The sequence below is a fragment of the Nonomuraea sp. NPDC049758 genome, from assembly GCF_040674635.1.
Lineage (GTDB): Bacteria > Actinomycetota > Actinomycetes > Streptosporangiales > Streptosporangiaceae > Nonomuraea.
The window spans coordinates 467,050-490,286 of record NZ_JBFAMZ010000001.1; the positions used below are offsets into that span (position 1 = coordinate 467,050).

Here is a 23,237-nt window from a genome sequence, read left to right on the forward strand (position 1 = left end):
TCGGATGGAGGTCGTGCTCTTCGCCGCGAAGCGGGACACAGAGGGAGATCCCTGTCAGTATGACGGTGGGTCCCCTCCGAGGAGTGTCCGATGTGTGACGATGTGTTACTTCCTGGTCCCGTATCCGCTGCCCTGGCCGATTACCGTGCGCTCCGTGACGCGCACGGCCCCTGTTGGGGCGAACCGTCTCTGTCCTACGTCGTCCAGGCATGGGCGACCGTCTTCCTCGACCGCCGTTACAACTTCTACAACACCGGACTGCGCCAACTGGCCGAGCGCCACCCCGACCTGCCCGCCGCCGAGCTGGAGGATCACCTCGGCGAGGTGGACCCCGACCGGGTGGTACGTGACGCGCTCGCCGGCGACGTCGTGGACAACCTGCCCGTGCTGCGCCTGACGCCCGGCGGTCACGCGGTGGCGGCCGTGACGCGAATCGTGCTGGAGGGCGAGCCGTTTCGTACGGCGCTGCTGCTCGACTCCAGCAGGGACGAACCGGTCACCGTGCTCGTGGACGGCACCCCTTACCCGGTGGAGGCGCGCGGGGCCAGGGTGGTCGAGGTCGCCGAGTCCGTCGTCGTCGACGGGCAGCCGGTCGACCTGACGCCGCTGAGCAGGCGGGTGGCGGCGGCCGGCGTGCGGTTGCGCGCGGGGTTCCCGTGCCGGTGGAGCGTGACGAGCGCGAACGGCCAAGGCTGGTACCCCGAAGGCGCGCCGCCCAAGCTGGACGCGCACCGCCGGCCGTTCTTCCACGGCGACGACCTCGTGGTCCGCGTCCCCGCCGAGCCCGTCACCGTGACCGTGGCCAGGGGGATGGAGTACGGCACCGCCGAAGTGACCGTCACGCCGCAGGTCGGCGCGGAGACGCTGGTGGAGCTGGCGCCCGAACGGCTGTACGACGCGGCCGCCAGCGGCTGGTACGGCGGCGACCTGCACGTCCACCTCAACTGGATGGGCGAGGAGCCCGCCGCGCCCGAGCTGGCCGCCGCCGCGCAGCACGGCGAGGACCTCCACGTGCTCAACCTGGTGGCGGGCAACGTGGCGAGCGAGCGCGTCTACGACGCGGAGGCGCTGGAGCAGTGGGTGGGCAAGGACCTGCCGTGGTCCGACGACCGGCACCTGGCCAGGATCGGCGTCGAGTTCCGCAACGACGTGCTCGGCCACTGCACGGCGTTCGGGCTGCGCGGGCTGCCGAGCCGCTACCACACGGGCTTCGGCGGCACGGCGGACTGGCCGCCCAACGCGGCGGCGTGCGAGGAGCTGAGGGCACTCGGCGGGATCGTCTCCTACGGTCACCCGTTCCACACCGCGTTCGGCGACGACGACCCGCCGGACGTCGTACTCGATCGGGGACGGTCCTGCGCGGCCAGGGAGATCGTGGCCGACGCCGCACTGGGCCTGATCGACTCGCTCGATGTGCTCAACCACTCCTCCGTCCTGGCCACGGCGGCCGTGTACCGCCGGCTCATCGGCGCGGGCAACAGGCTGGCGGTGACGGCGGGGACCGACGCCGTGCTGTCGTTCTGCCGCCGCGGCACCGCCTCCGCCCCGCCCGGCTGGGAGCGTGTGTACGCCAACGTCGCCGGCCCCCTCACCGCCGAGTCCTACGCCGAGGCGATCCTGCACGGTCGTACGTTCGCCACCACCGGGCCGTGGCTGGAGCTCACGGTGAACGGGCACGGTCCCGGCGACACGCTGGAGCTGCTGCCGGGCCAGGAGCTGGAGATCGTGGTCTCCACGATCGGGCCGGAGGTCGAGGAACTGGAGATCCGTACCGCTGCGGGCGTGCTCGCGCAGGGGCCTCCCGGGCGGCTGGTGGCCAGGATGACGGCGGACGAACCGACGTACGTGGTGGCCGTGGCGACCGGCGGGCCGCATCCGCGCTCGCAGCACCGGCGCGGCGCCTACGCCCACACCAGCCCTGTGTACCTCGACGTCGCGGGCGGCCACGTGGCCAGGGAGGCGGACGTGCGCTGGTGCCTGGCCTGGCTGGACCGGCTGGAATCGATCCTGCGCGAGTCCGGCCGCTTCGACACCCCCGCCCAGGTGGACGACCACCTGGCCCTGTACGAGCAAGCCAGGCAGATCTACCGCAACCGCCTGCCCTGACCTCGGCCCGCAGGAACACGCCCGGAGGTCGGAGAGGCGGATGTCACCTCGGCATCCTGGCGGTGACCGCCTGGAGCGCCTTCCCGGCCTCGATGAGCTCGTGCATGGACGTGATGAAGAGGTCGCCGTTCTCGTCGTCCAGGCTTTTCCGGCAGTTTCGGCCTCCGTTGCCGGCCTGGGTGATGAACGTCCGCCAGAAGGCCTGGGTCTCCTGGTCGGGGGCATCGAAGTAGCGGCCCGCGTCTCGGGCGATCTCCCCCATGTGGCTGCACAGGGGGCCGAAGATCGTCGGCTCGACGGAGCCGCGCCCGGCCTGCGCGGCGTCGTTCAGGCTCTTGGACAGACGTACGACATCGGTCCTGTAGCGCTCGCGCAGATCCCAGCCGCCGTGTGCCCACCAGGCCTTCACCTGCAGTTGCCTGATCTCGGCGGACACCACCGCATCGTCGAGGCCCACCACCTGCTGGACCTGGGAGAGGGTGGCGGGTCCGGGCGATTCCTGCTGTGCGGCCGCCACGAGGGGGGCCGCGACCGCCGCCGCGCAGAGCACGGCCGTGGCGGCCCGCCGCGCGGCGAGCCGGCCGTTCGGCCGCGGGTCAGGGGGGAGGTCGCGGGTCGCGCGCCGGGTCTTGGGCCGCAGCCTCCGGGCCGCCGACACGATGCCGGCCGCCATGACGGCGGCGACCGCGGCGAGCACGAGAACGTAGCCCATGATGCTCTGCACGAGCGTCCAAGCCGGATCCGGCAGCCAGTGGCAGCGAACCGCCAAGGTGTTGAGCGGCTGGAAGCACCCGTCCGCGGCGGCGAACACGAAGCGGCCGGCCAGGCCGCCCAACGCCACGACCTCGGCGGTGATCAGCGCGACGAGCAGCCGGTGACGGCTCGCCGGCACGCTCGCGACGGCGGCTGCCGCCGCGGCCGCCGCCACCAGGGCCACGAGCGTCCACGCCTGGTAGATCAGGGCGTAGAGGCCTCCTCGATCCGCGGGTGGGGGCTGCCAGGTGTGCATGTAGCCCATCACGACGGCGACGGCGGCCCAGCTCGCCGGTATCCCCAGCAGCACGACCGGCAGCACCCGCCGCTGCAGCGGCACCCCCTTGTCCGGGGCCTCCCATCGGCCGGGCTCGGTCAACGAGCCGAGCGTCCACGAGGGCGGAGCGGTGGTCGGGCGGAACGTCCAGGTGAGCAGGGGCACCACCCACAGGGCCATGACCGCGGAGAGGACGAGCGGCGTGTCGAGGCTGGTCAGGAACGGCCACACCGCGCCGATCGCGGACTGCATGGCCGGATGCTCCTCCGGCGAGGCGCCGTACAGTTCCCGCAGGATCAGGCGCATCCCGGCGGGGTCGACCGTTCCACTGCTCGCCAGCAGCGCGCCTTCGCTCTGCCACCACACGAACCACGCAAACAGCACCAGCCACGCGGCCGTGAGCCCCAGCAGCATGGCCGGCCGGATCGTACGTCCCGGCCAGGCCCTGACCCACAGTTCGGCGCACTGCGCGGTCCACCAGGCGAAGGCCACCCCGGCGAACAGCACCAGCGCCAGCACCACCGGGTGGTCCGGGAACCACCGCAGGACCGTCACCCGGTTCAGCACCAGCTCGCCGGCCACTGCGCCGGCGCCCAGCCACAACCCCGCGCGCACACCGGACGGCGCCCGACGTCCGGTCAGCACCGCGTGGACCACGGCACGCCACAGCGCGATCCCGGCCACGCCGGTGACCAGACCCGCCACCAGCAGGGCCGGCAGCCGGCCCAGCCAGGCGCCGCTCGCGACGGGAGGCAGGTAGTCCGCCACCTGGACGTCGATGAGCGGAGCGGCGGCCCCGGTCAGGAACATGGGCAGCGCCTGCACGCCGAACAGCGCCGCCGGGTCGGTGACGGCGTCCCGGCGCAGCGTCCAGCGCGGGTGCATGCGCCACAGCTCGACGAAGGAGCCGAGAGCCCGCCGCAGCCGGCCCGTGACCGGGGCGGGCGTCGTGAACGCCAGAGAGCGCAGGTCGGCGCCCCAGCGCGTCGCGGCGAGGTCGGCGTGGATCTCCCGGCTGCGCAGGACGTCCGAGCGGGCGAGATAGACCAGGAGGATCATGCAGATCGGAAGCAGCAGGCCCCGTGTGGTGAACGCCGTCTCGCCGGGCCAGAACGGCGACCGCGCGGAGGTGGGGATCGCGGTGAGGTACCAGACGACGTACGGGAGGAGCACGAGGACGACGAACACCCGCCACACGACGACGGTGGCGTAGGTGATGGTGAGGTCGCGGTTGCGGATGTGGGCGAACTCGTGCATCGCCCGCGCGCGAAAGCCGTCGGGATCGGCGGTCCTGCGGGCGACCAGCCCACCGTGCAGGCACACGATGGGGCGGCGGTCGCTGCCGAACACCACGGCGTCGGTCGTGACCGCCGTCAGGTCCACGACGATCCTGGGCACGCGGGCCAGCCCGGCCACGGCGGCGAGCTCCGCCATCCTGCGCCCGATCTCGCCGTCGTGGTCGATCACGTCCAGCGGCACGAGGCGGTCCCGCCGGATCTTCCAGTGCGGCAGGGCCAGGAACAGCGCCACGGCCACCGCCGCCACCAGGACGAGCCCCAGGAGGGGCAGCCACCAGGGCGCCGCGGGCTCGTAGCGATCGACGCAGGCCCAGTAGGCGTCGTGGTTGGCGATGATCCGCGCGGAGACGCCCCGGTCGGTGCCCTGGGTGGGATCGCCGCCGGCGGCGAGCAGGCAGCCGTATCCGTACCCGCCGAAATATCCGCGGGCCACGACCTGCATCATCGAACCGCTGCTCACCAGCAGCAGAGTCAGCAGCAGCACGAAGCGCACGGTCGTGCCCGCGCCCATCGCGCGCTCGTCGATCCGCGGGGCGGAGGCCGTGGCCGTCATCACTGGTTCTTCGTCAGGGGGGCGCCGTCGGCCGGGCCGTCCGGTTCCCGCGCGTCGAGTTCCGGTGCGGCCAGTGCGAGCCGGCCCACCACGGCGTCGGCGATGAGCCGGGCGCGACTGTCGCCGAGCCCGTGCTCCACAGCGGTCTCCAGCACCCGCCGGTGGACCTCGGCGAGCTCGTCACGGGTCAGGTCAGGGACGAAGACGGCCGCCGCCGGCCTCCGGAAGACCCTGCGCAGCACGGCCTTCGTTCGCGCCGCCGCGCCGTCCACGGCGGCGGTCCCCACCCGCCGTGCGGCCTCGTCGACCATGAGCCACACCACCGGCGTCACCAGGGCCGCGATCTCGCCCAGGCCGAACCCCAACGGCTCACGCCTGGCGCCCCGCCGGCCCAGCCGCCGGATCACGACGTCGTCGTCGAGCCCGGCCAGCCCGTCCACGAGCAGGAGCTCGTCCGGCGCGGTCGCCGCCACCACGTCGCGCACGACGTCGCGGACCCTGGTCGTCGCCGCCCTGCTCGCAGGACCGCCGCCGCATGGCGAAGCCGCTCCAGGACTCATGACGCCCCTCTCCACATCGCGTTCTGTGACGCACTCGCCACGCTGTGCAGAAGCCCCATCCTCACGGAAGGGGCCCGGCGATGTAGGTGAACGCGGAAAACGGCATGAATCACGTGTCCGGGACGGCCGCCCCCGTCAGGGCGTCATTCGCGCAGGAAGGCCAGCAGGGAGGCGGCGAGATCGTCCGGGGCCTCTTCGGCCACGTGGTGGCCGCTGTCGATCGGGTGGCCGGTCACGTCGTCGGCCCAGGTGCGCCAGATCGCCAGCGGGTCGCCGTACAGGTCCTCCATGTCGTCCTTGGACGTCCAGAGGAACAGGGTGGGGCAGGTGAGGCGGCGGGAGGCGGCGCGGTCGGCGTCGTCGGCCGCGCGGTCCACGGTCAGGCCGGCGCGGTAGTCCTCGCACATCGCGTGGACGGTGTCCGGGTCGTGGATGGCCCGGCGGTAGTCCTCGTACGCCTCCTCGCCCATCTGCTCGGCGCTGCCGTTGTACCAGGCGTCAGGGTCGGCGTTGATGACGCGTTCGGCGGGTTTGGCGGTCTGGCCGAGGAAGAACCAGTGCCACCAGGAGGCCGCGAAGCGGGCGTCGGCCCTGGCCAGCGCCTCGCCGATGGGGATGCCGTCCATCGCGACCAGGCGGGTGACGGCGGCCGGGTGGTCGGCGGCCAGGCGGTGGGCGACGTAGGCGCCGCGGTCGTGGCCGGCGACGGCGAACCGTTCGTGGCCCAGCGAGCGCATGAGGGCGACCATGTCGCGGGCCATGGCCCGCTTGGAGTAGGGGGCGTGGTCGGGGGTGGTGGGCGGTTTGCCCGAGCGGCCGTACCCGCGCAGATCGGGGCAGACCACCGTGTGGTGGGGGGCCAGGAGGGGCGCGACGCGGTGCCAGGTCGCGTGGGTGCGGGGGTGGCCGTGGAGCAGCAGGAGGGGCGTGCCGGAACCGCCGTACCGGACGAACAGCTCGGTCTCGCCGACGTCGATCACGCCGGTCGCGAAGTCGTCGAACATCGGCCGCTTCTACCCGGGACCGCCGCCGATCAACGCACACGTCGAGCCAGGGCGTTCCACCGCATAAGGGGACGTTCTAGGATCGGGCCATGCCTTTGACCGCGGACGACGTCGACCGGTTCGTGGCCGCCAGACCCCGCCTGGAGGCCATCGCCTACCGCCTGCTCGGCTCCGCCGCGGAGGCCGAGGACGCCGTGCAGGAGACGTTCCTGCGCTGGCAGTCCGCCGACGCGGGCCGCGTCGAGGTGCCCGAGGCGTGGCTGACGAAGGTGCTCACCAACCTGTGCCTCAACCAGCTCGGCTCCGCGCGGGCCCGCCGCGAGACGTACGTCGGGGAGTGGCTGCCCGAGCCGCTGCTCGCCGGCGACCCGATGCTCGGCCCGGCCGAGACCGCCGAGCAGCGCGAGTCGGTCTCGTACGCCGTCCTCACGCTGATGGAACGCCTGTCCCCCAACGAGCGGGCGGTCTACGTGCTGCGGGCCGCCTTCGACCACTCCCACCGGGAGATCGCCGAGATCCTCGACATCACCGAGTCGGCCAGCCAGCAGATCTTCCACCGCGCCAAGAAGCACGTCGCCGACGGCCGGGCCCGTACCGAGGTCGACGAGGCCGCCGCCCGGCGGATCGTCGAGGAGTTCCTGGCCGCCGCCACCAGCGGGCAGACCGAGCCGCTCGTCCGCCTGCTCACCCAGGACGCCATCGCGGTCGGCGACGGCGGCGGGAAGGTCCCGGCCCGCGCCAAGGCGTTCGTGGGCGCCGTCGCGGTCGCGAAGTTCCTGTGGGGCCTGGTCAAGCCCGGCAAGGCCAAGCGCGCCATAGTCGGCGGCTCGCCCGAGATCTACCCCTGGACCGCCAACGGGGAGCCGGCCGTCGTGGCGGTCGTCGACGGCCGGGTCGTCGGCGTCATGTGCATAGAGGTCACCACCGAGGGCATCGCCGCGTTCCGCAACCAGGTCAACCCCGACAAGCTCGGCCGGGCGACCGCGCGCTGGGCGGCCGCCGAGCACGGGGAGCCGGTGTTCACAGCCTTCTGAGACACGGTGTGACGCGCTTCACACCGTGATCCTGTCAGGAAAACGCGGGCCGTCCGGTTCAGGTGGCGAACCCGCGTCAGACAGGAGCGAGGAAATGCAGCACCGCATCATGGTCCTCGGAGCCGGCTACACCGGAGCCGTCGTCGCCGGCCGCCTGGCCAGGCGGCTGAGCCGCGAGGACGTCGCCATCACCCTCGTCAACGCCGAGCCCGACTTCGTGGAGCGCGTCCGCCTGCACCAGGTGGCGACCGGGCAGGACCTCAGGCCCCGGCCGTTCCGCGAGATGTTCGCCGGCACCGGCGTCGAGCTGCGGCTCGGGACGGTCACCGGCCTCGACGCCGACCGCGGGACCGTCACCGTCACCGGCGCGGGCGGCGCCGAGGAGCTGGCCTACGACACGCTGGTCTACGCGCTCGGCAGCGGCTGGAACGCCGAGGGCGTGCCCGGGACCGCCGAGCACGCCTACGACGTCGCCGGACGTCCGGGGGCGCTGCGGCTGCGCGAGCGGCTGGCCCGGCTCGACGCCGGTCAGCGCGTGGTCGTCGTCGGCGGCGGGCTCACCGGGCTGGAGGCCGCGGCCGAGATCGCCGAGGCCCGTCCCGACCTCGACGTCGCCCTCGCCGCCCGCGGCGGTCTCGGCGACTGGCTCTCGCCGAAGGGCCGCGCGCACGTGCGCAAGGTCCTCGCCGGGCTCGGGGTGAGCGTGCACGAGCACACGGCCGTCACCGGCGTCGAGGCCGGCCGCGTCACCACCGACGGCGAGCCCATCCCGGCCGAGGTGACCGTCTGGACGGCAGGCTTCGCCGTGCACCCGATCGCGCGGGCGACCACCCTGGAGGTCACCGGCACCGGCCAGATCGTGGTCGACGGGACCATGCGCTCGGTCTCGCACCCGAACGTGTACGCCGTCGGCGACGCCGCCATGGCGATGGGCCCCGGCGGCAAGCCGCTGCGCATGTCGTGCGCCTCGGGCATCCCGACCGCCTGGCAGGCCGCCGACTCGATCGCGGCGCGGCTGACCGGCGGGAAACTGCCGAACACGCCGCTGCGCTACTTCAACCAGTGCGTCTCGCTGGGCCGGGGCGACGGCCTGATCCAGTTCGTCACCGCCGACGACCGGGCCGTGCCCAAGGTGCTGACCGGGCGGGTCGCCGCCGTCTACAAGGAGCTGGTCTGCAAGAGCGCCGCCTGGGGCGTCGCCAACCCGATGCTGGGCCTGCCGGCCCGCCGCCGCCGCGTCACCCGCCCGAACGCCCCGGCCGGCCCCGCCGCCGCCAGGGCGCGTGCATGACGGCGGACGGCGTGGCGCACCCGGCGGCGGGCCCCCGTCAGGGGGTCGTGAGGACGACGAGCTGCCGGGTCGCCCGGGTCATCGCCACGTAACGGTCGACCGCGCCCTCGACGCCGTCGCCGCCGTCGCCGAACCGGTCCGGGTCGACGAGGACGACCAGGTCGAACTCCAGCCCCTTCGACAGCTCCGGCGTCAGCGACCGGACCCGGGGCCGCTCCCGGAAGGCCGGGTCCCCGATCACGCAGGCGATCCCCTCGGGGTTCGCGGCGAGCCAGGCGTCGAGGATCGCATCCAGTTCGGCGACCGGCCCGCGGGTGACCGGGACGCCGCTCTCCCGGATGGAGACCGGCACGTTGGCGTCCGGCAGGGCGGCCCTGATGACCGGCTCGGCCTCGGCCATGATCTCCGCCGGGGTCCGGTAGTTGACGCTCAGGCCGGCCAGCTCGACGCGGTCGATGCCGACCCGGCCCAGCCGTTCCGCCCACGACTCGGTGAACCCGTGCCTGGCCTGGGCGCGGTCCCCGACGATGGTGAAGCTCCTGGACGGGCAGCGCAGCAGCAACATCTGCCATTCGGCGTCGGTCAGCTCCTGGGCCTCGTCCACGACGACGTGCGCGAACGGCCCGGCGAGCAGGTCCGGCTCCACGGTGGGCAGCTCCGACTCGTCCACCAGGTTGCGCTGGAGGTCCGCCCGGCGAAGCTGGGTCACCAGGCCCTCGCCGTCGTCGTCGGCCTCGATCAGGTTGTCCACGACCTGGGCCATGCGCTCGCGCTGGACGGCCAGGGCGGCCTGCTGCCTGCGCTGCCGGCGGGACGCCTCCGGGTCGCCGAGGCGCTGGCGGGCCGCGTCGAGGAGCGGCAGGTCGGAGACCGTCCAGGACTGGGCGTCCGCGCGCTGGAGCCGCCGGATCTCGTCCGGGCCGAGCCAGGGGGCGCACAGCCGCAGGTAGGCGGGGACCGTCCACAGGTCGCCGACGAGGTCGGTGGGCTCGATCAGCGGCCAGGCGCGGTTGAAGGCGGCCAGCAGCTCCCGGTTCGCGCGCAGCGACCTGCGCAGCAGCTCCGGCGACACCTCGTGATCGCCGTGCCGGTCATGCGGGTCGTGCTTGTCGATGAGGATCGTGAGCAGTTCCTCCCAGATCTGGTCGCGGGCCTCGTTGTGCGGGGTGCCGGGGTCGGCGGCCTGGAACGCCTCGGCCCAGTCCTCGGCGCTCAGCCAGACGTCCGACCAGTGCGTGGTGACCGTCATGCCCTTGGCGGGCGGGTTCTCGTAGAACCTGACGGCCGGCTCGATCGCCTTCACCATGTCCGCGGACGCCTTCAGCCGCGCCACCTCCGGGTCCCGCTCGGGGGCCGCCGCCGCCCCCTCGGGCACGAGGTCGCGCAGGGTGCAGGTGCGCACGCCGTCCTCCCCCAGGCTGGGCAGCACGTCGGCGACGTAGGCCAGGTAGGGCTGGTGCGGGCCGACGAACAGCACGCCGCCCTTGTTGTGGCCGAGCCGGGGGTCGGAGTAGAGCAGGTAGGCCGAGCGGTGGAGGGCGACGACGGTCTTGCCGGTGCCGGGGCCGCCGTCCACGACGAGGGCGCCGCGGGAGCCGGCCCGGATGATGGCGTCCTGGTCGGCCTGGATCGTGCCGAGCACGTCGCGCATCCTGGACGAACGGTTGCCGCCCAGGCTGGCGATGAAGGCGGACTGGTCGTCGAGCGCGGCGTGGCCTTCGAAGCCGTCGGCGGTGAACACCTCGTCCCAGTAGTCGCTGATCCGGCCGCGGGTCCAGCGGTACCGGCGGCGGCTGGCCAGGCCCATGGGGTTGGCGTGGGTGGCGCCGAAGAACGGCTCGGCCGCGGGCGAACGCCAGTCGAGCAGCAGGCGGCGGCCGTCGCTGTCGGTGAGGCCGAGCCGTCCGATGTACACCGGTTCGGGATGGTCGGCGGTGACCATGTGGCCGAGGCACAGGTCGAGGCCGAAGCGGCGCAGCGTCCGCAGGCGGGCGGACAGGCGGTGGATCTCCAGGTCGCGGTCGAGCGCCTGCCGGCCCTTGCCGCCGGGGGCCATGCGTTCGGCGTCGAGGCGGGCGGACAGGTCGGCGATCGACTGCTCCAGGCTCTCGGCGAGGGCCGCGAAGTGTCGCTCGTCGACGGCGATCAACGCCGGGTCGGCCTTGGCGGCGAGGTTGCCGGGCAGGTCGAACACGCCGGTGGTCAGGGGATTCATGTATGTGGCTCCGCTACGAGGTCGGTCTTCGCGTGGCAAGGCTTCTGGCCTCGGCGGACGATTCTGCGGCACGACGGGGGTCTTGCCGCAAGCCCCCCGGTGCGCTATACGTTAAGAGTGGAAAGGAGTAGAAGCTCCTTTTTCTGCCACTTTGCTCCGCAGCACAGACCTCGCCCCGCGCGACAGACCTCACGTCAAGGTGCGGCGGAACCGGGGTGACCCGCCCGTGACGGGCGGATCACCGGTCGAGGGTCACCAGTCGCCGTCGCCGCCCTCGTCGTCGTCGCCTTCGAAGATCTCCTCGACGATCTCCCCCGCCACCAGGCCGCCGACCACACCGGCGGCGCCGGCCGCGGCCACCGCGCCCCAGCCCGGCCCGCCGTGGTGCTGCTCGTGATGGCCGTGGCCGTGGTGACCGGGGTGACCGTGGTGGTCACCGTACCCGTGGTCGCCGTGGCCGTGGTGGTCGCCGTGCCCGAAGCCCCCGTGGGCGTGCGCGGCCAGGCCGGACAGCCAGCGGTCGAGCTCGGCGGCCCAGTCGGTCTGCAGGGCGTCGGCGTGGCTGACGGTGAAGCGGCCGATCGCGTCGCCGGAGTAGCGCCCGGCACGCTTGTCGGCCTCCAGGACCACTTCAAGCCCCGCCGGGTCGGCCACGAAGGTCACTTCGAGCTCGCCGAGCACGCCGGCGTACCGGCCGGCCGGGTAGAACTCGATCTCCTGGTAGAACGGCAGCTCGTGGCGCACGCCGTACAGGCGGCCGGCCTCCAGGTCGGCGGACTTGAACGCGAAGCCGAGCTGCAGCAGCGCCTCCAGGATGCGCAGCTGCGAGGGCAGCGGCTCGACCGCGACCTCGTCGAGGTCGCCCTTGTCGACCGCCTTGGCGATGGCCAGCTCGGTGCGCACGCCCAGCGCCATGCCGTGCAGCGGCTGCCCGCCGATCTGGCTGATCGGCGCCTCCCACGGCACGCCGATCTGGAACGGGATCGTGCGCTCCTCGCCCTGGCGCAGCACGAACGGCCCCGACACCTGGACGCGGGAGAACTCCCCCGCCCCCGCGTGCTCGCCGTCGCCGTGCTCGAACTCCACGCGGGCGACCAGGCCGAGGGTGACGTGCTCGATCTCGGCGTCGAAGTCGCCGCCCTTGAGCCGCACCTCGCCGGACAGCGTGCCGCCCGGCTGGACGCGCGGGGTTGCCAGAACGGTGTCCACCGAGGGCGCGCCGACGCCGAAGGCACCCAGCATGCGTTTGAAGACCACGGCTTGTTCTCCCTGTCGAAGATCGAATGTGTGCAGCCGACCCGCACAACGATCTCCGTCCGGCCCCGGTTCCGGCCATGCCGAAAACGTCTGCCGTCCAAAGGGGGCTGGAACGGCGGGATCCCGGGGTGCGGCGCGTTCGCCGCACCCCGGGATCCCGGCGCGTTCCCCTCTACCGGACGCTGCGTCTGCCGTAGAGGCCCGCCGCCAGGGCGACCCCCAGGCCGGCGAGCACCACCTGGATGACCAGTTCTATCCAGTCGATGCCACGGGTGTCCGCGACGCCGACCGCGGCGGCGATCGCGGTGCCGATGAGGGCCGCGACGATGCCGATCACGATGGTGAGCCAGATGGGGATGCTCTGACGGCCCGGCACGACCAGCCGGCCGATGACGCCGATGACAAGCCCGATGATGAGGGCGGAGATGATGCCGGTGACTTCCACGCTTCACACTCCCGTTCTGCCGCGCCGGGTGTCGCCACCCCTCGTGGGGGGGAGGAGTGCCCCCGGCCTGACAGCGCCATTGCTTCCCAGCAGCATCACAAAGAAACCGGACCACTCAGCCTGATATCGGTTCATGGCGGACAGGTTCCATGCGGGTGTGCCGTTCGCGGTGGTGGCGGAGGCGACGGCCGCCGCCGTGGCCGCCGCGGCGCCGGCGAACGCCACCGCCTTCGCCCTCACCAGCACCGCCTTCACCCAGGGCGGCATCATCCCGAAGGTGCACGAGTGCACCAGCGGCGGCCAGACCGACCCCGGCCGGCGCAACGAGTCACCGCCCCTGACCTGGAGCGGCGGCCCGGCCGGTACCCGCGGCTACGCCCTGGTGATGCGGGACCTGGACAACAACAACCTCATCCACTGGGTGATCTACGACATCCCGGCGGACGTGACCTCGCTGCCGCAGAACGTCGAGCACGCCTACCGTCCGACGGCCCCCGCCGGGGCCCGGCAGATCTACTACCGCGGCAGCGCCAGCCTGTACGGCTACCAGGGGCCGTGCTCCCCCTGGTCGGTCAACACCTACCGGTTCACCGTGCACGCCCTCGACCGGGCCGCCCTGACCGAGCTGGGCTCCGGTTCGTCCACGACGACCGCGGCGAGGGTGATCTCCGGCGCGTCCCTGGGGACGGCCGTGCTGTCCGGCGAGTCCTGAACGCTCACGCGCGCGGGGATTCCCGCGGTCAGCCGAGGGCGCGGTCGAGGTTGAAGGCGGCGCTGATCAGGGCCAGGTGGGTGAACGCCTGCGGGAAGTTGCCCTGCTGCTCGCCCGTCCGGCCGATCTCCTCCGCGTACAGGCCGAGGTGGTTGGCGTAGGTCAGCATCTTCTCGAAGGCCAGGCGGGCCTCCTCCACCCGGCCGGCGCGGACCAGCGCCTCGACGTACCAGAAGGAGCAGATGGAGAACGTGCCCTCCTGGCCGCGCAGGCCGTCGGGGCTGGCGTCCGGGTCGTAGCGGTAGACCAGCGAGTCGGACACCAGGTCGGCGGTGAGCGCGTCGAGCGTGGACAGCCACTTCGGGTCGGTGGGCGAGACGAACTTGGCCAGCGGCATCATCAGCAGCGCCGCGTCGAGCACGTCGCCGTCCTCGTGCTGGACGAACGCCTGCCGCACGTCGGACCAGCCGTGGGCCATGATCTGCCGGTAGAGGTCGTCGCGCGCCCCGCGCCAGTGGGGGATGTCGGCGGGCAGGCCGCGGCGGGCGGCCATGCGCATGGCGCGTTCGATGGCGACCCAGCACATCAGCCGGGAGTACAGGAACTTCTTGCGTCCGCCCCTGGTCTCCCAGACGCCCTCGTCGGGCTGGTCCCAGTTGTCGCAGACCCAGTCGACCAGGGCGCAGACGGCGTCCCAGTGGTCGCTGGAGATGGGCTTGCCCCATTTGTCGTAGAGGTAGACGGAGTCGAGCAGGGCGCCGTAGATGTCGAGCTGGAGCTGGCCGGCGGCGGCGTTGCCGACGCGTACCGGGGCCGAGCCGCGGTAGCCCTCCAGGTGGTCGAGCTGCCGTTCGGGCAGGTCGGTGCGGCCGTCGATGCCGTACATGATCTGGAGGGGGCCATTGGGGCCGGCGGGGCGCAGGCTGACGTGCCGGGTCAGGAACGACATGAACGCCTCGGCCTCGCCGGTGAAGCCCAGCCGGAGCAGGGCGTAGACGCAGAAGGCGGCGTCGCGGACCCAGAGGTAGCGGTAGTCCCAGTTGCGCTCGCCGCCGATCAGCTCGGGCAGGCTGGTGGTCGGGGCGGCGACGATCGCGCCGGTCGGCGCGTACGTCAGCAGCTTGAGCGTCAGGGCCGAGCGGTGGACCATCTCCCGCCACCTGCCCCGGTAGCGGGAGGCCGACAGCCATCTGCGCCAGAACGCGACCGTGGCGGTCAGCGCCTCCTCCGCCTCGACGTGCGGGCAGCCGAGGGGCGGGATCTCGGCCTCGATCCGGTCCAGCGCGAACACCTCCGACTCGCCCTCCACGAGGGTGAAGCACGCCCGCACGTCGCGTCCGTCGCACTCGACCGGCACGGTGGCGCTCAGCCCGAGCGTCAGCCGGGCGGACTCGAAGACGGTCAGGCCGTCGACCTCGCGCACGACGTGCGGGTCGGCCCCGTAGCCGAAGCGGGGGGCCACCCGCGCGTGGAACGGCAGCGAGCCGCGCACGCAGAGCACCCGGCGGATCAGCCGCTGCCGGCCGCGGCCGCCCGGCTCGCCGATGATCGGCATGAAGTCCTGGATCTCGCCCACCCCGCCCTCGGTGAAGAAGCGGGTGATGAGCACGTTGGTGTCGGGGAAGTAGAACTGCTTGGTCCGCGCCGGCACGTCGGTGCCCAGCTCGAACGCCCCGCCCCGGTCGGCGTCGAGGATCGAGGCGAACACGCTGGGCGAGTCGAAGGCCGGGCAGCAGTACCAGTCGATGGTGCCGTCGGTGCCGACCAGGGCCACGCTGCGCAGATCGCCGATGAGGCCGTGCTCGGCGATCGGCAGGTAGCGGTCACCGTCTGCTCCACCCATCTCAGCAGTTCTCCCTGGTCAGGGCGGTGCTCAAACCTCGTGCCCGGCCTCCGCCAGCGCGGCCAGGCGGCGGCGGAGGTGGGTGCGCTCCGGCTCGCTCCCGGCCGCTGCGAGCGCGGCGCGGTACGCCTCGGCGGCCTCGGGCAGCCGGCCGAGCCGGTGCAGCAGGTCGGCGCGGGCCAGCAGGTACGGGTGGTAGTCGCGCAGCCGCCGCGCCCCGGCCAGCTCCTCCAGCAGCGCCAGCCCGGCCTCGGGCCCGTCGCGCATGGCCACGGCCGCCGCCCGGTTCAGCGCCACCACCGGAGAGGGGTCGAGCGCGAGCAGCACGTCGTACAGGGCCACGACCTGCGGCCAGTCGGTCGTGGCCAGGTCCGGGCCTCGTCGTGCAGCGCCGCGATCGCGGCCTGGACGGCGTACGGGCCGGGCGGGCCGCCGCTGAGCGCGGTCACCACCAGCGCCGAGCCCTCCTCGATCATGGCCCGGTCCCAGAGGCCGCGGTCCTGCTCGCCGAGCAGCACCGGCTCCCCCTCAGGCCCGGCACGGGCGTCGCGCCGCGCGTGCACCAGCAGCAACAGCGCCAGCAGTCCGGCGACCTCCCGCTCGGCGGGCAGCAGCCGGCGCAGGATCCGGGCCAGCCTGATCGCCTCCTCGGCCAGGTCGAGCCGCTGGAGGAAGGGTCCGGAGCTGGCCGCGTAACCCTCGGTGAAGATCGAGTAGATCACCTGGAGCACGCCGGGCACCCGTTCCGGCAGCTCGTGGGCCTCGGGCACGCGGAACGGGACACGCGCCTCCCTGATCTTCTTCTTGGCCCGGACGATGCGCTTGGCCATCGTCTGGGCCGGCACCAGGTAGGCCCGCGCCACCTCGGGGGTGGTCAGGCCGGCCAGGCAGCGCAACGTCAGCGCCCCGCGGTCCTCGGCCGGCAACGCAGGGTGGGCGCAGGTGAAGAAGAGCCGCAGCCGTTCGTCGGGCAGGCCGCCGTCCTCGCCGGGGGGCGCTTCGGGGGCGGCCCGCTCGGCCTCGGCCGCCAGGACGGCCAGCCGGGTGGCCAGTGCCTGCTCGCGCCTGAGCCGGTCGACCGCCTTGCGCCGCGCGGTGGTCATCAGCCACGCGCCCGGATTGGGCGGCACGCCCTCGGCGGGCCAGTGCCTCAGTGCCGCCTCGACGGCGTCGGAGGTGACCTCCTCGGCGAGGTCGAGGTCGCCGAAGCGGCGGACGAGCGCGGCCAGCAGCCGGCCACGCTCCTCACGGAAGACGGCCTCGATCTCACGCATCGAAGTCGGCGACCGGGCGCACCACCACCGAGCCGCCGCCGCGCGCACCCGGGCAGCGCACGGCCCAGTCGAGGGCGGCGTCGAGGTCCGGCACGTCGATCACGTAGAAGCCGCCCAGGACCTCGCGCGTCTCGGCGTACGGGCCGTCGGTGACGGTGGGCGTGCCGTCGGCGCTCACCCGTACGGTGGTGGCGGTCACCAGGTCGGCCAGCGACTCCCCGGAGACCAGGATGCCCGCCTCCCGGACGGACTTGTCGTAGGCCATCCACTCCTGGAAGTCGCCCGGCTCCTGCTCGTCGGAGGTGCCGGCGTTGATCAGCAGCATGTACTTCATCGGTGTTCCCCTTCGCGGTCGGCGTACGGCGGGGCCGCCGTACGCCTTCACCACGAACGGGACCCGCCCGGATGGACACGCCATGACGATGAGTTTTCCGGGGCCGTCCGGTCATTGTCACGACACGTCACTTCAGGAGGACCGATGAGCGTACTGGAACAGCGGATGCGGGGCGTGCTGGGCGGGTTCGTGGCACGGGGCGAGGTGCCGGGGCTGGTCGGGCTCGTCCATCGTCGGGGCGAGACGCACGTCGTGCCGATGGGCACGCTGGAGCGCGGCGGCGGGGCGGCCGTCGAGGCGGACTCGATCTTCCGGATCGCGTCGCTGACGAAGGCCGTCACCGCGGCGGCGGCGATGATCCTGGTGGAGGAGTGCGTCCTGCGGATCGACGACCCGATCGACGACCTCGTCCCCGAGCTGGCCGGTCGCCGGGTGGTGCGCGCCCTGGACGCGCCGCTGGACAACACGGTGCCCGCCACGCGGCCGATCACCGTACGCGACCTGCTGACCTTCCGGCTGGGCACGGGACAGCTCCTGGTGGAGGGCGACGACCTGCCCATCGTGCGCGCGATGCGCGACCCGCGGATCGACCGCGGCCCCGACGGCCCCGGCAGCGGCCCTGACGAGTGGCTCGCCCGGCTGGGCGCGCTGCCGCTGATGTTCCAGCCGGGCGAGCGGTGGACCTACCACACGAGCGCCGACGTCCTGGGCGTGCTGGTCGCGCGGGCCGCCGGGAAACCGCTGCACGACTTCATGACCGAGCGCATCTTCGAGCCCCTGGGCATGCGCGACACCGGCTACCACCTGCCCGCGGGCAAGCTCCACCGCCTGGCCGGCTCCTACCGGCCGGACGGCTCGGGCGGCGTGACGCCGAGGCCCGACCCGCGCGTGTGGCACGAGCCGCCGGCCTTCCCGTCCGGCGGCGGCGGCCCCGGCCTGCTCTCGACCGCCCCCGACTACGCCGCGTTCCTCCGGATGCTGCTGGAGAAGGGGCGGCACGACGGCGGCCGGGTCCTGTCGCGGGCCTCGGTCGAGCTGATGACGGCCGACCATCTGTCGCCGGCCCAGAAGGCGGGCGCCGAGACGTTCCTCGGGTCGGGCGGCTGGGGGTTCGGGATGCAGGTGGACACCCGGGCCGATCGCCTCTACACCCGGCCGGGCCGGTTCGGCTGGACCGGCGGGCTCGGCACCACGGCCTACGCCGATCCGTCGGAGGGGCTGGTGGGCGTGCTGTTCACCCAGGTGGCGATGACGTCGCCGGTGGCGCCCAAGGTCTTCGAGGACTTCTGGACCGTGACCTACACCTCGATCGACCAGCACCTCACCCCGTTTTCCGGCAGATAAGGTGGGTATGCGGCGCTTCGGGGGATTTCGCCGCTCACAATGCTGAGGGGGACGGGTGGCGGAGTCGTTCGGCACGATGCTGCGGAGCCTGAGACACGCCGCCGGGCTGACCATCGAGGAGCTCTCCCACGCCTCCGGCGTCAGCGTGCGCGCCATCGGCGACATGGAACGCGGAGCCAGCCGGGGCCCGCAGCGGCGCACCGTCGAGGCCCTGGCCGAGGCGCTGCGGCTGGACGAGCCGCGGCGCACGGCGCTGTCCGACGCCGCCCGCGCCGGCCGCCCGCGCCAGGACGCCGCGCCCGGCGCCTGCGAGCCGCCCCGCGGCGTGGGCGACTTCACCGGCCGCGAACGGGAGCTGCGCCTGCTGCGCGACCTGGCCGCCCGCACGGCCGAGGACGCGCCCGCCGTCGTCGCCGCCTCCGGGGCCGAGGACGCGCCCGCCGTCGTCGCCGCCGTCTCCGGGGCCGCCGGCATCGGCAAGACCGCCCTGGCCGTGCGCGCCGCCGCCCACCTGGCCGACCTGTTCCCCGACGGCCGCTTCTACCTGGACCTGCGCGGCATGGACCCGGTCCCGCTGGACCCCGGCACGGCGCTGTCCCGGCTGCTCAACGCCCTGGGCGTGGCCGAGCGGCGCATCCCGGCCGACGAGGAGGACCGCGCCGGCCAGTACCGCGCCCTGCTGCGCGGCCGGCGCTGCCTGGTCATCCTGGACAACGCCGCGCACGAGGCCCAGGTGCGCCCGCTGCTGCCCGCCGAGGGCCCGTCGATGACGCTGGTCACCAGCCGCCGCCCGCTGGCCGGGCTGGAGGGCGTGCACCAGGTGCCGCTGGCGCACCTGGCGGCCGGGGAGTCGGCCGCGCTGCTGCGCGCGATCGTCGGCGCCGAGCGCGCCGACGCCGACCCGGACGGGGTCGCGCAGGTCGCCGACCTGTGCGGGAACCTGCCGCTGGCGCTGCGCATCGCCGGGAACCGGCTGCAGAGCAGGCCCGGCTGGACCGCCGGGCACCTGGCCGCCCGCCTGGGCGACGAGGGACGCCGGGTGGAGTCGCTGGCCGCCGGCGACCTGTCGGTGGCGGCGGCCTTCGCGCTGTCGTACCGGCAGCTGTCGGCGTCCGCGCGGCGCGGCTTCCGGCGGCTGGCGCTGGCCGCCGCGCCGGACTTCGGGGTGCCGATGACGGCCGTCCTCGCCGAGCTCGGCCCGGACGAGGCCGAGGACGCCCTGGAGGAGCTGGTCGATCTCGGGCTGCTGCAGTCGCCGTACCCCGGCCGTTACCGCTTCCACGACCTGGTCCGGCTGTTCGCCCGCGCCCGGCTGTCCGACGAGGAGCCCATGACGGCGCAGCGGCAGGCGCGGCGGCGGATGGACGACTGGCTGCTGGAGGTCGCGACCGTCGCCGGGCGCTGGTTCGAGCCGGACTACGGCGCGCCGCCGTCCGGGTGGAGCTCGCTGGTCGAGCTGGACAGCGCGCGGCAGGCGCAGGAATGGCTCCAGGCCGAGGGCGCGGCGTGGCTGGCCGCGCTGCGGCAGGCGGCCCGCGCCGGCGAGCACGCGCGGGTCGTCGAGGTGGCCGAGGCCATGCACTGGTTCTCCGACCTGTGGATGCACTGGGGGCACTGGCCCGAGGTGTTCGAGCTGTCGTCCGGCGCGGCCCGCGAGACGGGCGACCGCGTGCAGGAGGCGGTGCACCTCAACTACCTGTCCTGGGCGCGCACGTACTGCCAGGGCCGCCACGACGAGGGCGAGCGGACCGCGCTGCGCGCGCTGGAGCTGGCCCGCGAGGCCGGGGACGTGCGCCAGCAGGGCTGGGCCCTGACCTACGCCACCTGGGCGCTGTGGGGGCGCGACGACCGGCGCGCCACGGAGACCGGCCTGGAGCACGCGCGGCGGGCGGCGGAGTGCTTCCGGCAGGCCGGCGACCCCGAGGGCTACGCCCAGGCCATGCTCAGCGTCGGCAACGGCCTGCGCCGGCTGGGCCGGATCGAGGAGACCGTACGGCACGGGCTGGAGCTGCTGGAACGGCTGCGCGACCCGGCGTTCGGCGGCACGCCGGTCATCGTCGCCCACGCCGTCGGGGCGGCGCTGGACCTGCTGAGCGACGGCTACTTCGCGCTCGGCCGCTGGCAGGAGGCCGCCGACCACTACCGTGAGGCGCTGGTCGAGCTGCGTAAGCGCCCGATCAACCGGGCCACGGCCCAGACGCTGACGAACCTGGGCCGGGCGCTGGTCGAGCTGGGACGGCGGAAGGAGGCGCGCGAGGCGTTCCAGGAGGCCCTGGAGCTGTACGAAGCCTCCGCCGACGCCGTCCGGGCGGCCCGCGTGACCGCTGAACTCACCCGGCTGGCCCCTGTGACAACGCATGGAGCCACCGGTTGAGCGGGCCGGTCAGGGGTCCACGAACCGTTCGACGAAGGTGAGAGCGGTGCCGCAGACCTCGCGCCAGCCGCTGTCCACGGTCATCGAGTGCCCGCGCCCCGGCAGCTCGACGATCTCGGTCAGATGGTGCCGGTTGCGGGCCTGCCACAGGTAGGCGGCGTGCGCGGCGGCCCACGGGACCGTGCGGTCCGACTCGCCGGCGACCAGCAGCAGCGGCCCACGGTCCGGCGCGGTGCCGTCGAGGCCCGTGGGCTCGCCCGCCTCCGCCGCCCGGACGGCGTACGTCTCGTACAGCCGCCTGGCCTCCTCCTCGCCGACGGCGTTGGCCACGGCGTGCCGGAAGCGCCCGTACGTGAGCGCCCCGCGGAACGGCGCCGGGCTGATCGCCACGCAGGCACAGGCCAGCCCGCGCCCGGCCAGGATCTGCGCGACCAGGCCGCCGGCCGCGTGGCCGACCAGGGCGGGCCGGCGCACCAGCCCGCCGATCAACGCGGCGAAGTGCCCGGCGGGCTCGCCGTCCTCGGGCCAGGCCGGGATGACGGGGACGAACCCCGCCTGCCCGAACACCTCGGCCCAGGGCTCCCAGCTCTCGGCCAGCAACCACGGGTCGTGGACGAAGACGACCGGGACCCGCCCGGTGGCGTTGGCGTGCCGCACCTGGTCGAGGTCGTAGGCGGAGGGCATGGCGCGGCAGGTCAGCTCTCGTGCAGGGCCCGGCGCAGCGTGCCGGCCGCCAGCTCGATCGCCGACTCGGCCGCGTACGTGCCGCGCAGCGCGTTGAGCATGACGAAGTCGTGGATGATGCCCTGGTAGCGCACGGCGGTCACCGGCACCCCGGCGGCGCGCAGCTTGGCGGCGTACGCCTCGCCCTCGTCGCGCAGCACGTCCGCCTCGCCGGTGATGACCAGCGCCGGCGGCAGGCCGGCCAGCTCCTCGACGGTGGCCCGCAGCGGGGACGCGGTGATCTCGGCGCGTTCGGCCTCCGAGGTCGTGTACTGGTCCCAGAACCACTGCATGCCGTCCCGGCGCAGGAAGTAGCCCTCGGCGAACTGCCGGTAGGACTCGGTGTCGAAGGACGCGTCGGTCACCGGGTAGAACAGCACCTGGCGGCGCAGCGACAGCCCGCCGCGCTGCTTGGCCATGATGGTCAGCGCGGCGGTCATGTTGCCGCCCACGGAGTCGCCGGCCACCGCGACGCGCGTGGCGTCCAGGCCCTTGGCGGCGCCGTCGGTGACGATCCAGCGTGCGACCGTCCAGTTCTGCTCGATGGCGACCGGGTAGCGGTGCTCGGGCGACAGGTCGTACTCGGGGAAGACCACCGCGGCGCCGGCGCCGGTCGCCAGCTCGCGGACCAGCCGGTCGTGGGTGTGGGCGTTGCCGAAGACCCAGCCGGCGCCGTGGATGTAGATGATCACGGGCAGGTCGCCGGTGCTGCCGGCGGGCCGCACGATGCGGGCCCTGACCTCGCCGGTGGGTCCGCCGGGGACCGTCACCCACTCCTCGTCCACGGCGGGCAGCTCGGCCGGGCCGGACTGCACCTCGTTCACGGCCTTGCGTCCCTCCTCCGGCGGGAGCTGGAAGAGGTACGGCGGCTCGGCGGTGGCCTCGGCGAACGCCTGAGCGGCTGGTTCCAGGACGGGCTTGATCATGATCGCTCCAGGAAGAAGGGGTTGGAAGCAGGGGGGCCGTCACCCATCCAAGCGACCGGCCTGCCCGAAAGACGAGGCGGAACCACAGGCAGAAGTACGTTTCCGCCTCGTGCGCGCGAGCGGCCCGGCTGTTGGATCGCTACCGGGGCCGACCGGTCCCTTTCGCCCCGAGAAGGAGTTTTTCCCATGACGGAGAGCACCACCCCGACGGTCGTCCTCGTGCACGGCGCGTTCGCCGACGCGGCGAGCTGGTCCGGCGTCATCGCCGAGCTGCAGCGGGACGGCGTCCCCGTGGTGGCCCCGCCGAACCCGCTGCGCGGCCTGGCCTCGGACGCGGCGTACGTCGCCTCCGTCGCGGCCCAGATCGACGGCCCGGTCGTGCTGGCAGGCCACTCGTACGGCGGCGCGATCATCACCGTGGCCGGCGCGGCGGACAACGTCGTCGGCCTCGTCTACGTCGCCGCGTACGTCCCGGACGAGGGCGAGAGCCTGGGCGAGCTCCAGGGCCGCTTCCCCGAGCCGCCGCTCGGCGCGAGCCTGCGGCAGGCGTCCTACCCGCTGGCGGACGGCGGCGCCGCCGTCGAGTTCACCATCGCCGCCGACGCCTTCCCCCAGGTCTTCGCCGCCGACGTGCCGGCCGAGGTCACCCGGGTCCTCGCCGTGGCGCAGCGGCCGCTGGCGGCCGGGGCGTTCACCGAGGGCGCGGCCACGGCGGCCTGGCGGGCCAAGCCGTCGTGGGCCGTCATCGCCGACGCCGACCAGGCCATCAACCCCGACGTGCAGCGGTTCGGGGCCGAGCGGGCCGGCGCGACCGCCGTGGAGGTCGCCGGCGCCTCGCACGCGGTCGCGGTGTCGCGGCCGAAGGAGGTCGCCGACGTGATCCGGGCGGCCGTCCGGGCCAGTGCCTCCTGATC

The 23,237-nt window shown here is 73.8% G+C and carries 19 protein-coding genes; 7 read left to right on the plus strand and 12 right to left on the minus strand.

What is annotated here, in order from left to right; genetic code table 11:
* The first annotated feature begins 90 nt into the window (after positions 1 to 90).
* The gene (locus AB0J46_RS02230) at positions 91 to 2,106 is read left to right on the plus strand and encodes a CehA/McbA family metallohydrolase (RefSeq protein ID WP_364325206.1); all 2,016 of its coding nucleotides are present in this window, start codon (positions 91 to 93) and stop codon (positions 2,104 to 2,106) included.
* 43 nt (positions 2,107 to 2,149) lie between these two features.
* Here AB0J46_RS02230 and AB0J46_RS02235 read toward each other — a convergent pair whose 3' ends face one another.
* The 3 genes from AB0J46_RS02235 to AB0J46_RS02245 form a co-directional block, all read right to left on the minus strand.
* A complete protein-coding gene (locus tag AB0J46_RS02235; protein WP_364325209.1) occupies positions 2,150 to 4,987 on the minus strand; it encodes a M48 family metalloprotease in 2,838 nt (945 codons plus the stop codon).
* Entirely contained in the window at positions 4,987 to 5,547 is a 561-nt protein-coding gene (locus AB0J46_RS02240) for a hypothetical protein (protein ID WP_364325212.1), read from the minus strand. The genes AB0J46_RS02235 and AB0J46_RS02240 overlap by 1 nt, the downstream gene beginning before the upstream one ends.
* 143 nt (positions 5,548 to 5,690) lie before the next feature.
* The gene (locus tag AB0J46_RS02245; protein ID WP_364325215.1) at positions 5,691 to 6,551 is read right to left on the minus strand and encodes an alpha/beta hydrolase; all 861 of its coding nucleotides are present in this window, start codon (positions 6,549 to 6,551) and stop codon (positions 5,691 to 5,693) included.
* Between the two features lie 89 nt (positions 6,552 to 6,640).
* Here AB0J46_RS02245 and AB0J46_RS02250 point away from each other — a divergent pair, with 89 nt between their 5' ends.
* On the plus strand, positions 6,641 to 7,585 hold the full coding sequence (locus AB0J46_RS02250) for an RNA polymerase sigma-70 factor (RefSeq protein WP_364325218.1): 945 nt from the start codon (positions 6,641 to 6,643) through the stop codon (positions 7,583 to 7,585).
* A gap of 94 nt (positions 7,586 to 7,679) precedes the next feature.
* Positions 7,680 to 8,876, plus strand: coding sequence for an FAD-dependent oxidoreductase (locus AB0J46_RS02255; RefSeq protein ID WP_364325221.1), 1,197 nt, complete (start codon positions 7,680 to 7,682; stop codon positions 8,874 to 8,876).
* 37 nt (positions 8,877 to 8,913) lie between these two features.
* On the opposite strand, the gene helR is transcribed toward AB0J46_RS02255, so the two are convergent.
* The 3 genes from helR to AB0J46_RS02270 all read right to left on the minus strand — a co-directional run bounded on the left by helR (position 8,914) and on the right by AB0J46_RS02270 (position 12,793).
* The gene (gene helR / locus AB0J46_RS02260; RefSeq protein WP_364325224.1) at positions 8,914 to 11,091 is read right to left on the minus strand and encodes an RNA polymerase recycling motor ATPase HelR; all 2,178 of its coding nucleotides are present in this window, start codon (positions 11,089 to 11,091) and stop codon (positions 8,914 to 8,916) included.
* Positions 11,092 to 11,343: 252 nt separating this feature from the next.
* Complete coding sequence (locus tag AB0J46_RS02265) at positions 11,344 to 12,348, minus strand: sporulation protein (protein ID WP_364325227.1); 1,005 nt, start codon at positions 12,346 to 12,348, stop codon at positions 11,344 to 11,346.
* Positions 12,349 to 12,520: 172 nt separating this feature from the next.
* The gene (locus AB0J46_RS02270) at positions 12,521 to 12,793 is read right to left on the minus strand and encodes a GlsB/YeaQ/YmgE family stress response membrane protein (protein WP_358283144.1); all 273 of its coding nucleotides are present in this window, start codon (positions 12,791 to 12,793) and stop codon (positions 12,521 to 12,523) included.
* 133 nt (positions 12,794 to 12,926) lie between these two features.
* Between AB0J46_RS02270 and AB0J46_RS02275 the strand changes: the two genes are divergently transcribed.
* Positions 12,927 to 13,505 (plus strand): YbhB/YbcL family Raf kinase inhibitor-like protein, encoded by a 579-nt coding sequence (locus tag AB0J46_RS02275; protein ID WP_364325230.1) that lies wholly within the window; start codon positions 12,927 to 12,929, stop codon positions 13,503 to 13,505.
* Between the two features lie 28 nt (positions 13,506 to 13,533).
* Here AB0J46_RS02275 and AB0J46_RS02280 read toward each other — a convergent pair whose 3' ends face one another.
* The 4 genes from AB0J46_RS02280 to AB0J46_RS02295 are packed head-to-tail and all read right to left on the minus strand — an operon-like array spanning position 13,534 to position 16,956.
* Entirely contained in the window at positions 13,534 to 15,348 is a 1,815-nt protein-coding gene (locus AB0J46_RS02280; RefSeq protein WP_364325233.1) for a glycoside hydrolase family 15 protein, read from the minus strand.
* 30 nt (positions 15,349 to 15,378) lie between these two features.
* The gene (locus AB0J46_RS02285) at positions 15,379 to 15,690 is read right to left on the minus strand and encodes a hypothetical protein (protein ID WP_364325236.1); all 312 of its coding nucleotides are present in this window, start codon (positions 15,688 to 15,690) and stop codon (positions 15,379 to 15,381) included.
* Positions 15,636 to 16,622, minus strand: coding sequence for a sigma-70 family RNA polymerase sigma factor (locus AB0J46_RS02290; RefSeq protein WP_364325239.1), 987 nt, complete (start codon positions 16,620 to 16,622; stop codon positions 15,636 to 15,638). The genes AB0J46_RS02285 and AB0J46_RS02290 overlap by 55 nt, the downstream gene beginning before the upstream one ends.
* On the minus strand, positions 16,615 to 16,956 hold the full coding sequence (locus AB0J46_RS02295; RefSeq protein WP_352319589.1) for a YciI family protein: 342 nt from the start codon (positions 16,954 to 16,956) through the stop codon (positions 16,615 to 16,617). The genes AB0J46_RS02290 and AB0J46_RS02295 overlap by 8 nt, the downstream gene beginning before the upstream one ends.
* A gap of 144 nt (positions 16,957 to 17,100) precedes the next feature.
* Between AB0J46_RS02295 and AB0J46_RS02300 the strand changes: the two genes are divergently transcribed.
* Together AB0J46_RS02300 and AB0J46_RS02305 are read left to right on the plus strand one after the other, a co-directional pair.
* Positions 17,101 to 18,300 (plus strand): serine hydrolase domain-containing protein, encoded by a 1,200-nt coding sequence (locus AB0J46_RS02300; RefSeq protein WP_364325242.1) that lies wholly within the window; start codon positions 17,101 to 17,103, stop codon positions 18,298 to 18,300.
* Positions 18,301 to 18,355: 55 nt separating this feature from the next.
* Positions 18,356 to 20,674, plus strand: a complete 2,319-nt coding sequence (locus AB0J46_RS02305; protein WP_364325245.1) for a tetratricopeptide repeat protein — start codon at positions 18,356 to 18,358, stop codon at positions 20,672 to 20,674.
* Between the two features lie 9 nt (positions 20,675 to 20,683).
* On the opposite strand, the gene AB0J46_RS02310 is transcribed toward AB0J46_RS02305, so the two are convergent.
* Both AB0J46_RS02310 and AB0J46_RS02315 read right to left on the minus strand, forming a co-directional pair.
* The gene (locus AB0J46_RS02310) at positions 20,684 to 21,358 is read right to left on the minus strand and encodes an alpha/beta fold hydrolase (RefSeq protein ID WP_364325248.1); all 675 of its coding nucleotides are present in this window, start codon (positions 21,356 to 21,358) and stop codon (positions 20,684 to 20,686) included.
* An 11-nt stretch (positions 21,359 to 21,369) separates the two neighbouring features.
* The gene (locus tag AB0J46_RS02315) at positions 21,370 to 22,323 is read right to left on the minus strand and encodes an alpha/beta hydrolase (RefSeq protein ID WP_364325251.1); all 954 of its coding nucleotides are present in this window, start codon (positions 22,321 to 22,323) and stop codon (positions 21,370 to 21,372) included.
* A 186-nt stretch (positions 22,324 to 22,509) separates the two neighbouring features.
* Here AB0J46_RS02315 and AB0J46_RS02320 point away from each other — a divergent pair, with 186 nt between their 5' ends.
* A complete protein-coding gene (locus tag AB0J46_RS02320) occupies positions 22,510 to 23,235 on the plus strand; it encodes an alpha/beta hydrolase (RefSeq protein WP_364325254.1) in 726 nt (241 codons plus the stop codon).
* Positions 23,236 to 23,237: the final 2 nt, after the last annotated feature.